10 protein-coding genes and 1 pseudogene are annotated in these 12,026 nt (G+C 57.4%); 6 read left to right on the top strand and 5 right to left on the bottom strand.

The window, feature by feature from the left end:
* The first annotated feature begins 43 nt into the window (after positions 1-43).
* Positions 44-1,114, top strand: coding sequence for an aromatic ring-hydroxylating dioxygenase subunit alpha (locus tag K8R57_09995; protein ID MCE9588629.1), 1,071 nt, complete (start codon positions 44-46; stop codon positions 1,112-1,114).
* A gap of 72 nt (positions 1,115-1,186) precedes the next feature.
* Positions 1,187-1,980 (top strand): annotated as a pseudogene (locus tag K8R57_09990) (methionine synthase).
* Between the two features lie 25 nt (positions 1,981-2,005).
* On the opposite strand, the gene K8R57_09985 reads toward K8R57_09990, so the two are convergent.
* Positions 2,006-2,728, bottom strand: a complete 723-nt coding sequence (locus K8R57_09985) for a glycosyltransferase (protein ID MCE9588628.1) — start codon at positions 2,726-2,728, stop codon at positions 2,006-2,008.
* Between the two features lie 27 nt (positions 2,729-2,755).
* Between K8R57_09985 and K8R57_09980 the strand changes: the two genes are divergently transcribed.
* The 4 genes from K8R57_09980 to K8R57_09965 all read left to right on the top strand — a co-directional run bounded on the left by K8R57_09980 (position 2,756) and on the right by K8R57_09965 (position 7,118).
* The gene (locus K8R57_09980; protein MCE9588627.1) at positions 2,756-4,375 is read left to right on the top strand and encodes a TIGR03663 family protein; all 1,620 of its coding nucleotides are present in this window, start codon (positions 2,756-2,758) and stop codon (positions 4,373-4,375) included.
* Entirely contained in the window at positions 4,372-6,027 is a 1,656-nt protein-coding gene (locus tag K8R57_09975) for a hypothetical protein (protein MCE9588626.1), read from the top strand. Before K8R57_09980 ends, K8R57_09975 begins: the two co-directional genes overlap by 4 nt.
* Before the next feature lie 67 nt (positions 6,028-6,094).
* Positions 6,095-6,544 (top strand): hypothetical protein, encoded by a 450-nt coding sequence (locus K8R57_09970; GenBank protein MCE9588625.1) that lies wholly within the window; start codon positions 6,095-6,097, stop codon positions 6,542-6,544.
* A 94-nt stretch (positions 6,545-6,638) separates the two neighbouring features.
* Positions 6,639-7,118, top strand: coding sequence for an adenylyltransferase/cytidyltransferase family protein (locus K8R57_09965; GenBank protein ID MCE9588624.1), 480 nt, complete (start codon positions 6,639-6,641; stop codon positions 7,116-7,118).
* 17 nt (positions 7,119-7,135) lie between these two features.
* Here K8R57_09965 and K8R57_09960 read toward each other — a convergent pair whose 3' ends face one another.
* From K8R57_09960 to K8R57_09945, 4 genes are all read right to left on the bottom strand, one after another.
* The gene (locus tag K8R57_09960) at positions 7,136-7,648 is read right to left on the bottom strand and encodes a hypothetical protein (protein ID MCE9588623.1); all 513 of its coding nucleotides are present in this window, start codon (positions 7,646-7,648) and stop codon (positions 7,136-7,138) included.
* 7 nt (positions 7,649-7,655) lie between these two features.
* Positions 7,656-8,768, bottom strand: a complete 1,113-nt coding sequence (dnaN, locus tag K8R57_09955) for a DNA polymerase III subunit beta (protein MCE9588622.1) — start codon at positions 8,766-8,768, stop codon at positions 7,656-7,658.
* Between the two features lie 113 nt (positions 8,769-8,881).
* Positions 8,882-10,255, bottom strand: a complete 1,374-nt coding sequence (gene dnaA / locus K8R57_09950) for a chromosomal replication initiator protein DnaA (protein ID MCE9588621.1) — start codon at positions 10,253-10,255, stop codon at positions 8,882-8,884.
* A 143-nt stretch (positions 10,256-10,398) separates the two neighbouring features.
* Positions 10,399-12,024 (bottom strand): sodium:solute symporter, encoded by a 1,626-nt coding sequence (locus tag K8R57_09945; GenBank protein ID MCE9588620.1) that lies wholly within the window; start codon positions 12,022-12,024, stop codon positions 10,399-10,401.
* Between the last annotated feature and the right edge of the window lie 2 nt (positions 12,025-12,026).

Genomic DNA, 12,026 nt, shown 5'->3' with positions numbered 1-12,026 from the left:
CGGGATCACCATCAGATGAAGCAGAAGCGCTACCTCAGAACCAATGAAATCATCCGTCACGCCCGAATTGCCGACCTGTCCTTCAGTCCTGACCGAGGATCTCCCATTCAAGTTGCTCCGATCGACCTGGCAACCCGTGATCAATGCCTCGGATCTGCCGCCGGGCAAGGTCTCGGGGGTGACGCTGCTGGGAGAGCGTCTGGTGGTGGCCCGTTTCCCGGACGGTTCCCTGCTGGCCGCGCCGAACGCCTGTCCCCACAAGGGGTTTGACCTTAGCAAAAGCTCGATTTGCAACGGGGTTCTTCAGTGCGGTTACCACGGCTGGCGCTTCAACAGCTCCGGGGAATGCCAGAACATCCCCTCGCTCGTCAATCCCCCCAAGAACAAACTCGAACTCTCGCACCTCCGGAACTTCGCCGTGAAGGAACGCTACGGGATGATCTGGGTGCGCCTCGACGAGCATGAGTCGGTGCCCCTGCCCGAGGTGCCCGAGTTCGAGGATCCCAATTGGACCTTCGTCGTGGCCCCGCCGATGCGCTTTGCGGCCGGTTTCCGTTGCGAGATCGAAAACTACCTCGACATGACCCACTTCGCCTTTGCCCACAAGACGACCCTCGGGGTGGCGGCCAAGCCGGTTGTCCCTCCCATGCATATCGAGGAATACCGGGATGGTTTTCTCATGGACGCTCCCTTTCCCGCGCTGGAGAGCCCCCATGACCAACCGGGTAAACTCCAGCAGGCCCATCGCAGGCGCCAGCGTTGCCATCTACCCAATTTCACGACGATCCGGCAGAGCTTCGAGGATGGTGATGAGCGCGTGCTGGTGCACATTCCCAGCCCGGTCGGTCCCGAGGAATGTAATGTCTTTTGGGCCCTAGCCATCTCACCCGGCTTCCGCGGCCCCTCTCCCGAATCGCAGATGGAATTCGCCACGGCGGTGCTCAACGAGGACCGCGAAATGTGCGAGAACCAGATTCCATACGAAGTCCCAGTCACTCCGGCCAAGGGCGGATGGGGCATTCTGGTGACCCCCGGCGACACCCTTGCTAACACCTTCCAGAAAACATTCCGCCGCTGGCTGATCGACACTGCGGATGCATCCCTACTCTCATAGACTCACCCGGAAAACTCCCGATCAATCAAATCAACCCAATTCATGAACACCACCATCCCCACCTCCCCCTAGATCCTCACCACCACCGTCAGCTCCTATTCCCCGATCGACTGGCTCGCCGTCCTCCCAAGCGAGCAGGCCGTCCTTGATGCCACCGAAGTCGTCATAAGCACGCAGCGCCGGGCGGGGATCGATCTGCCACCGACGGTGAACTCTACCGCTTCGACGTGAATCATACAGACACCAACGGGATGATCGAATATTTCATCTCGCGTATGGGTGGCATCTCCACGGCCGTGGGACTCACGGATGCGAAGGCCTTTCGTGCCAAGCAGGAGATGAGCTTCCTCCGCAAGCCGGCCGGAGTCGTCCGCGGCCCCATTTCTGAGGAAGTGCTTGACCTACAGGAGGACTCCGCCCGTTCCGCCTCCATCGACGGAGGTTCCTTCAAGTTCACACTCACCAGCCCCTACATGCTGGCCCGCACGCTTCTGGACACCCACTACGGGAATTATGAGGAACTGACGATGGCCATCGCCGATGTTCTGGCCGCCCAAGTTGGGGACCTTCTAGCGGCCTGCATCTAGGTCGACGAAGCTAACATTCCCGGAAGCCCCGAGGGAGCCCCCTTCGCCCAGGCAGCCATCAACCGCATCCTCGACGCCGTGCGCGTGGAGAAGTCCGTCCACTTCTGCTTCGGCAACTACCGTGGGCAGACCATCCAGAAGGGGGAATGGAGCGCCCTCCTGAAATTCCTTAACGGCCTGCACTCCGATCATCTCGTGCTGGAACTGGCACACCGTCCCGACTGCGGATTCTGGATGCTCAAGCGCTCCGTCGCCGACCGCAAGATCGAGGCCTCGTGAAGGGGCGCGACAGGTATCTCGAACGCTAGGAAAACCGCTTCCTGAGCGACCAGGCATCCCGTAGGGCTCGGAATCCGTCGCGAGGAAGCCAGACGCGTGATCCGCCGGCATCCGCCCATGTGACGGGCGCTTCCTTCATTCGGCAGCCGAGCACTTCCGCGAGTTTGAGGATCTCCACATCGAAGGCGAATCCATCGAGTTCGGATCGGGCGAAGATCGCCTTGGCCGCGTCGTGCCGGAAGAGTTTGCATCCGCACTGGGTGTCTGCGTAGCCGGTTAGGCCGCCGAGCTTCAGGGCCCTGTTGAAGGCCCATCCGGAGAGGCGTCTCATCGGGGGCTGTCGGATCACGATGTTGCTTCCGGGAAGGCGTCGGCTGCCGAGGATCCCGTCGAGTTGTGGCTGCCGCTCCATCATGGAGACAAGCTCCTCGAGGCACTCCACGGGAACGCTCAAGTCGGCATCGGTAAAGAGAATGATCGATCCCCGTGCCGCCGTGATACCGAGACGGACGGCCATACCTTTACCCTGGCCGGAATGCTGGATGATCGGAAGCAAGTCCGGATCGTTCGCTGCGGCCGCCTCGACGATTTCGGCGGTGCGGTCATTGCCCTGGACTACCGGGATCACCTCCGTCCGTCGCCCCGATTTAAGAGTCCAATCCCGGATCATTTCCAGTGTCCTGGGGAGACGTTTCTCCTCGTTCCTTGCAGGAATGACAATGGAGAGGGCTGGGCGATCTTGATTCATTCCTCAGGGTACGTTTACTTGGTCTGAATGCAGATTCGCCGAAGTGACTCCAGCGTCAAGACACTCCTTGCTCTTGTTGGCAGTGGAGTTCTTCTCGAGGCGCTCATCATTCTTCTGGCAACGCTCCTGAGGCTCTGGGCACTTGATCTGAAGCCGGCTCATTTTGACGAGGGGATCAACGGGTGGTTTGTCGATCAGATGAAGGTGTCTGGATTCTACCGCTACGATCCGGAGAATTATCACGGTCCCCTCTACTTCTACGTGCTGTTTGTTTTCCTTTCGCTTTTGGGCAGGAATCTTTGGGCGCTCCGTCTACCCGCTTTACTCGCAAGCATTGCCTCGGTCTGGATGGCGCTTCGCTTCGACCGCTTCTTCGGATCAACTGCCGCGCGCCTAGGAGCGCTGGCTTTAGCAGTCTCACCCGCAGCCGTTTTCTATGGGCGCTATGCGATCCATGAGTCGTTGTTCGTTGCTTCCCTGATGATTACGGTCTTTGGGCTTCTTGGGCTTTGGAAGGATGGTCGCAGGCGTGATCTTGCAATCACGTCTTCGGGGGTAACGTTGTTACTGCTGCTCAAGGAGACGGCGGTGATCCATCTAGTTTGTTTTGTGCTCGCGGCAGGATGTCTGGCGCTTTGGCAGAGGATTGTTCCTTCGCGTCCGGCAATGCCCCTTGCCAAGCAGGGATGGAGTAGCCGAGATCTGCTCACGTGTTACGCAGCTTCGGTTCTGGTATTGGTTTTTTTCTATTCGGGCACGTTCATGAACTGGCATGGTGCCATCGATTTCTTCAAGGCCTATATCAAGTGGTTCCAGACTGGAACCAGTGCCGGTGGCCATGTGAAGACGGACTGTCAGATTGGTCAATTCGCTTTCCTGAATTGGTACTGGCTTGCCTTGATGGCTCGTTACGAGTGGCCGACCCTTATGGGCTTGCTCTATGCAGTCCGGTTGGCCTGGCCTGCCCCGGCCCAGCAGCGTTATCTGGCGATCTATGGTCTGGGGGTTCTGATCGCCTACTCGATCGTCCCCTACAAGACGCCTTGGTGTATTATTTCAATCCTCGGGCCTCTTCTCCTGCTCTTCGGATGTGTTGTTGAGGAACTATGGCAGAAAACCCGATTTCGCCTGGTGGTGGCTTTACTAACGGCGGTGCTTCTCGCGGCATCGCTCCTAGTCACCCTGAGGTTGAATTTCCGTCACTGCACCGACCCCAAGGAGCCGTATGTCTATGTCCAGACCCAGCCCGGCATGGCCGTGGTGACTGAGCCTGTGCTCGGGATGGCTGCACGCGACCCCCGCAATCATGCCATGTCGGGAGATGTCCTGATCGAGAGCTACTATCCGCTTCCGTGGATTTTCGGGGAGTTCACGCGCATCGGCTACTACGGAAAAGACCACACCGCGACTGAACTAACGAGTGATTTCATCATTGCGATGAGCGCTCAGAAGGGTGAGGTCGAAAAGAAGCTTCGGGAGCCGTATCTGCGGCGGAGTTTTCAACTGCGTGACTCTATGGAGGAATGCACCATCTGGTTTCGAGAGGCCCTGTTTGCGCCATGGTTTGCAGAGAAGGCCCATGGGAGTGTCGAGAGAGTCGTGCCCGAGCAAGGCTCTACACAGGATAAGAAGGGAGTAAAGTCATGAAGCTTCCCGTTGCGATTCTTTCGGGAGTGGCCGCCTCCGTCGTTACGGCTCTGCCGCTGGCATGGATCGGTGCCGGACTTCATCCGTGGAATTCGTGGGCAGCGCTCCTGCTGGGACTCGTGGTGGCTGGCACGGCTTTCGCGATCACGCCCTTATCCCCGGCGCAACGACCCGTGACACTCTGGGATTGGCTTATGGTTGCCATCTTTGCCTGCGCCTCTGCCCGCGCTTTTTTCTGGCTGATCTATCCGGACGGCGATGCGTGGAAAATTCTCTCCCCGAACAATCTCGGGGATCTCTCCCTTCATCTTTCCGTGATCCGGTGGCTTGCTGTTTCCCCCCATTGGTGGCCAGCAAGCCCGATCCTCGCGGGTGACCCCCTCCGCTATCCACCGGGAAGCGATCTCTTCAACGCGCTCCTTTTCCACGGCGGGATGCCTGTGGAGCAGGGGCTTCTCTGGTGCGGAATCGGAGGCGCTGCGCTGACGGGCTACGCCCTCTGGCGCTGGGGGGGCGCTGTGGCGCTGGCCGCCCTCCTCTTCAACGGTGGCTTTGCCGCAATAGTGCTTCTGCGGGTTGCCGATCCCGATGCTGTGAGTGAATGGAAGAACCTCTTCCTCACCCTCTTTGTCACTCAACGGGGATTTCTTTTTGCCCTTCCAGCGGGACTGATCCTTCTGGCTGCATGGAGGGAGGAGACATTCGCAAAGCCCGGAAATATAATCCTGCCTCTATCTGTCCAAGCTCTTCTTCTTGGTGCGATCCCACTCTTCAGCATCCATGCCGGCCTGTTTCTGGGCCTGGCCATGACGGGACTTGCCCTTTTCTCTCCTGCCTCGCGCCCCCGGATCATTCGTCTAGCTTTTCTCGCCTGGCCCGTGATGGCCTTCTTTGGATGGCTGGTCACCAGCGGGGCCGGAGGTCCTTCGGCGCTTCACTCACTTGGGTGGGCCCCGGGATGGATGGGAGACGGAACGGTCGGATTCTGGTTTTGGAACTTCGGCATCAGCCTGCCTCTCTGTATTTTCCTCTCTCTCGTGCTTGTGAAGAGAGGAGGGAATGAGGAGGCAAGAGCCTTTGTCTGGCCCGCAGCCTTTGTCTTCCTACTCTGCATTCTCATCCGGTTCGCCCCGTGGCCCTGGGACAACATGAAGCTGATGCTCTGGTCATGGCTTGTGATAATTCCCTATCTCTGGAGTGCATTGCTGCGCTCTAGCCCTTTCTGGGTACGGCTTCCTGTGCTAGTCTTTTTATTCGGATCTGGTGCTGCAACTCTGCTCGCGGGTTTGGATGGGCGCCAGAGCTACGAACTCATCAAGCGAAGCACGTTGGATCAGACTGCATGGATCTTGCGGAGGGTTGTTCCCGATGCGGTTATCGCCTGCGCCCCTGAATACAATCACCCGGTGCTGATGCTCGGACATCCTGTTGTCTGTGGCTATGAAGGCCATCTCTGGAGCCATGGGTTGGATTACAAAAGTCGTTTGGCCTCACTGAACAGCATCATGATGGGAGAGCTTGGCTGGTCTGAAAAAGCCCGCTCTCTTGGAATTTCGCATCTCTACTGGAGTGATCTGGAGGCGAAGCGCTGGCCTGACTCAAAGCTACCTTGGGCTAGGGAGACGACTCCCTCGATTCACCCGGTGGAGTGAAAATCTCAGAGGGTCTAAGCCATAAACCCGATTGCATTTTGAAAGCGCTGTTTGATAATTAAGTCACATGAAAACCTTCCCACTCCTCCCTGCTGCTATCATCACCGCATTCTTTGTCAGTGGCTGCACAACCGAAGTCGGTCCCAATGGACAAACCCGTCAGGTCATGACTCCGACTGGAGCTGCCGTGGTTCAGGGCTTGTCTGCCGCGGCAATCGGTGCGGGAACTGGCGCGCTCATGCCTGGGGTGAATCCGGTGGCCGCCGGAGCCATCTCCGCCGGAGCGGGCAGCATTGGCTCGCAGGCGATTAATGCCTTTATTCCTAAATCCAGCGGGTCTGGTGGTGGAGCACCTCAGCAGACCAATCAGCAGCTCTATGTCCGCTCGGGCGATAGCTTCATTCCTGCCAAAACAAGCTATATTCAGCAGCCCGATGGTAGCTACGCCCCCGTTTACCCGAGGGGTAAGCAGCTCTTCCGGATGATGCCAAACGGCTCTTTCTCTCCTGCCAACTGACCTGAATTTCCCCTTCAGGGAATTTTTAGGCTTCGGATAATGAAAAGTTGAGAATCTTCTTTCCTCAGTCTTAGGCTAAGTCTCCCATAGTCTGATGGATCGACTTATTTCTTCCGATAAACTGGCGGCCCTTGGTGCGGAGTATGCCGCTCAGGGTAAGAAACTTGTGCTCACCAACGGATGTTTCGATCTCTTGCACACAGGCCATGTCCGTTACCTCGAGCAGGCTCGCGGTTGTGGTGACGCGTTGATCGTGGCCGTGAACAGCGATGCCTCGGTGCGTGAACTCAAAGGACTCGACCGTCCACTCAATGGGGAACTGGATCGTGCCGAGGTGCTGGCGGCTCTTCGCTGTGTCGACCACGTGACGATTTTCTCCGGCAAGCGGGTGACCGAGGTGATCCGCTCCTTACGGCCCGCCATCTATGCCAAGGGAGGGGACTACACCCTCGAGACGCTTGATTCCGGCGAGCGCGCCGCGCTGGAAGAGACAGGTGCAGAGATCCATCTGCTACAACTGGTGCCCGGACGTTCCACGACGGGCATCCTTGAAAGGATGAAGCAGTCTTCCTGAGAAGACTTCCTCTCGGGTTAATACTGCGGAGGCCCGATTAGACGCATCGCTGGATCAATCGAGCGCTGGTCTGGAAAGATGAGTGGTGCGTTGGTCGAGATGAGAGTGGAACTCGTCAGCACGAACTCAGGATAGAAGCTGTCGCTGGCGGGTTCATAGACCTTCTCGCCCGAGAAATAGCCGTTTAGCCGGTACTCATGGTTGTTGTCGGAGCCGATGGCGTTATGCTCCCGGTCGGGCGCGAGCTTCTTCTGCTCGTTGAACATGACGAGCTGTGACTGCTTCCAGGGTTCACCAGGCTTTCTGACCCATCCCCACATTTTGTAGTCGACCTTGTAGAAGCGTCTTCCGATGAAGTAATTTCCAGGGGTTTCCTTGGCGATCGCCGCTGTGATGGTCGCCCGATCCTGAGATGATTGATAGACGATCGGAGTCTCGCAACCGGCGATCGCCAGCAGGAGGATACAGAGTGTGAAGCGCGGAATTAGGACTCCCACACGCGCTGCGGTGTCGGTGAGAACGAGCTTCACAGTCACCTCAGACGGAGACGCGCATCGGCATGATGACGTAGAGGAAACGTTGAGCCGAGTTGATCTTGATGACGCCTGGGCTCATCTCGTCGATCAACTCGAGAGCGATCGTGTCGTCGGAGAGATTGCGGAGCGGGTCGATGACAAACTCGGGATTGAAGGCGATCGAGAGATCGCGTCCCTTGTAGGCGACAGCAAGAGACTCTTTGGCCTCTCCGACTTCGGGGGTGTTGGAGGTGATGTCGAGGTTGTTCTTGGTGAAGTTGAGCCGGACGGAACCGCTCTTGTCGCTGCTGAGGAGGGCGACACGACGTACCGACTGGAGAAGGGTTTCACGCTCAAGGGAGACGCGCTCCTTGGCCTCACCGGGAATGACCTGACGGTAATTCGGATAGGTTCCATCCACGAGTTTGGTGGCCAAGACTGTGGTGCCGAGATCGAAGGCCACGAGGTTGTCCCCGATGTGCAAACGAACCTCCTTGTCGTCGACGAGCAGGCGCTGAAGTTCCCCGATCGCCTTGGTTGGCACGATAAAGTCGCGCTCGTGGCCGGCTGGGTACTTGATTTCACCGAGTTCCGCATCGCAGAGTGCAAGGCGACGGCCATCGGTGGCAACCAGCGTCAGACGTCCGTCGCGGAAGGAGAAGAGGATGCCGTTGAGGACATAGCGGGTTTCGTCGAGCGAGATGGCATAGGAGGTCTTTTTGAGGCCTTCCTTGAGATCGCCCTGTTTCATCGAAAAGCCTCGGGATTCCTCCAGCGATGGAAAAGCAGGATATTCCTCCTTGGAGAGACCGAATACCTTGAAGAAGCTGGCGCCGCTGCGGATTGAAGTGATGTTCTTGGAATCGGTTTCCAGTTCGATCTCTTCGGCGGGAAGTTCACGAATGATAGAGAGGAGGCGCTTGGCAGGCAGTGTGGTGGCTCCGGCCTTCTCGATGGAGGCAGGAGTTTCCGTACGAACGCTCACGTCGAGATCCGTGGCCGTGAGGCGAAGGCCGGTCTCGGTCGTTTCGAGCAGCACATTGGAGAGAACAGGCAGAGTAACCTTGTTGGAGACGATGTTCTGGATGCGCTGGAGGCCATCGAGAAGGGCTTGCTTGGTGACCGTTAGTTTCATGGATAAAGTGATGGGTGAGGGGCCACTAATGGCAAAACCAATGCATAGTTTCCGAAGGGGTCACCTGTCAAAGCGATTCTCTGAAGAAAAGCCCGAATAATACCCTAAAACCACTACCGCTGGAGCTGTTGGTCCAGAAGACGCACAAGATGTCGGGTCTTGGAGTCTTTCTCCATCTGGGCCTTCACAAGCTTGCAGGCATGGATAACGGTGCCGTGATCCTTTCCTCCGAAAGCGCCACCGATCTCCACCAACGTAGAGGGGGTCATCTCCCTAGCCAGATACATGGCGACTTGGCGCGGGTAGGCAATGCTGGCGGTTCGCTTCTTGCTGGTCATATCGGCCAGACGAATATCGAAGTGCTCCGCCACCTTCTTCTGAATTTGATCGATGGTGACCGCCTTGCGAGCCTGCTCCTGAAGGACATCGCGCAGGAGGTGTTCCAAGGCATCGGTGGTGAGCGATTGACCGCTCAGTGACTTATAAGCGGCGACGCGCATAAGCGCACCCTCGAGACGGCGGATGTCGCTGCGGATCTTGTCGGCTAGGAATTCGAGGACCCATTGCTCGATCTCGATATGCATCCGCGAAGCCTTTCCCTGAAGAATCGCAATACGGGTCTCCATGTCAGGTGGTTGGATCTCCGCCGTCATGCCCCACTCGAAACGGGAGACAAGACGCTGTTCCAGGTTTGAGATCTCGCTGGCGGGCCTGTCGCTGGAGAGAATAATTTGCTTATGCCCGTCATGGAGGGCTCCGAACGTGTGGAAAAACTCCTCCTGGGAGCGCTCTTTTCCGGCAAAGAACTGAATATCATCGATCATCAGGATATCGGCCTGACGGTAGCGCTTGCGGAACGCCACGAGTGCATTGTTCTGGATCGCATCGATGAACTCGTTGGTGAACTGCTCGCTTCGAAGGTAAACGACACGGGCATTCTTCTTAACAGAGAGGATGTGGTGACCGATCGACTGGAGTAGGTGGGTTTTTCCCAGGCCGCTTCCACCATAGATAAAGAGAGGATTATAGGTCCTGGCCGGTGAGTTGGCGACGGCCTGCGAAGCGGCGTGGGCAAACTGATTATTTGCTCCGACAATGAAGCTCTCGAAGGTGTAGGAGGGATTCATTCCTGCTGCTGCCGGGGTTGCGGAAGGAGAGCGCTGAGAAATCGCTGCGGAGGATCTGTCAGGAGCCTGAGGCAGTTCCTTTTCCACCGTTTCCACAGTTGCCTGGCTGGATTCCTGAGTGCATTCCAGCAGGAGCTCCCGTGGTCCGCCATGCACTTCCTCTAGGGCGGAGGAGAGAAGGCTCGAGTAGTTGCTCTCGATGAAAAACTGATGGATCGGATTAGGAACTTCGAGAGTCACGGAATTTGCCGATGCGGCAATCACCGAGACATTGCTGAACCAACGGTCGAAGCTGTCTGCGCTCACACGACTGCGGATCACATCGGAAAGGCTCTTCCAGAGCTTGGTGAGGGGAGGCATTGTCGGAAGAAGAGATTCCTCCGAGTTGTTGGTTAAAGGGGCGTTCAAAGTAAGGGGAAAAGATTTTGGGGGAGGAGCAGATTAGCAAGCCACCCTTCCCCCCCCTCAAGCAGAAATCCTGCCATGGGCCCTTTTTATTTTTTCTAGCTACCTGAAAAACCTTGACCCGGGCTTGAGGTCAACTGCTTGGTTCCATTTTCTCGTGGTTGGCGAAAGGGAATGGCTAACGCAAGGGTCGCGGTACAGCCGATCAGGACGTACCATGGCCAGGCGATCTCCGGCCACCATGCTGGCATCCAGCGTCCAAAATCGATGATGCCTGGGAGATGAACCTTGCCCATAAAAAACACGGCTAGGATGCCCCCGGCCATGGCTAGGATATTCATCCGATCATTTCCCCGTTTCTTGGAGAGCATTCCGAGCAGGAAGATCCCTAGGAGGGCTCCGTAGGTATAACCGAGAATGCCAATCGCGATCGGTATGATGGTAAGGCGTGGATCATGGAGCACCGAGTAGGCTGCCATGGTTCCGATCAGGACCATCAGCAATCCAAAGAAAAGAGTGGCGATCCGGGCGGCGCGTACCGCTGTCCGATCGTCGGCTCCGGGATTGAAGTATGGGAGATAGAAATCGGCGGTGAAACTTGTGGCGAGTGCGTTGAGCGCAGCCGAGGTGGACCCCATCATGGTGGCAAAGACCCCCGCAATGATGAGTCCCCGGAGTCCGGTCGGTAGATTTCCCACAATGAAATCCGCAAAAATCTCATTGTCAGGGATATGCGGAGCTCCACCTCCTGGTCCGGCATAGTAGAGCGCCAGCAGGATGCCGACTCCCAAGAAGGCCAGGGCAATAGGAATGTCTGCCAGACCACTTACGATCAGCGAAAGGCGGGAGCGTTGGGGATCAGGTGCGGTCAGAAGGCGCTGGACCATATCCTGGTCAGTGCCGTGCGTGGCCATCGTCAAAAAAGTGGAGCCGATCACCGCGGCAAAAATCGTGTAGGGCTCTTCTAGCATTACGGCCAGCGCCTTACCGAAGGGGAGGGAACTATCCCAGCCTACCTGGATCCAGCGAAGATTATCCCAACCGCCGAGCAGATGTCCTGTCGCACCTACCCCTCCTAGTTGGTGAAGAAGGAACCAAAGGACGAATCCCACGGAACCGATCATCAGGGTGGCCTGGATCAGGTCGGTCCAGATCACGGCCTTGATACCCCCCACCATCGTGTAGGCCGTGGTGACCAACGTCACGAACAGGATTCCCCAGAAGTAGGTTGCGAGTGTCACCGGGATGTCTGGGAAGAGGTGGCGCTGAAGCACGACCAGGATTACGCCGCCGAGATACAGACGAACCCCGATCCCCAGCACGCGCGTGAAGAGGAAGATGCCGCTAGCCATATTCTTTGTCCATGGGCCGAAGCGAACCATCAGGAACTCGTAGATGCTCTCGACTCCATACTTGTAATAGGGACCGATGAAGGTGAAGGCGATCACCACGCGCGCGATAACCGTGCCGATCGCCAGTTGACCATAGAAAAAGGCATGCGTCTTATATCCCTCTGCCGGGGTACCAAGAAAGGTTGCGGCACTGGTTTCAGCGGCCACGATTGAGGCCAGTACCGCCCACCAAGGAATTGAGCGGCCCCCGAGCGCGAACTCCTTGAGGCTGGTATTTCCTCGACCCGCCCGAAGACCGATACCGATGATCGCTCCGAAGTAGATCAGGATAACGACCGCGTCGATAAGGAATGAGGCGGGCAGGCGAGCCATGC

The sequence above is a fragment of the Verrucomicrobiota bacterium genome, assembly GCA_021413925.1.
Taxonomy (GTDB): Bacteria; Verrucomicrobiota; Verrucomicrobiia; order Chthoniobacterales; family UBA6821; genus UBA6821.
The sequence above is the reverse complement of the archived record's forward strand: the minus strand, read 5'-3'. Positions and strand labels throughout refer to the sequence as shown.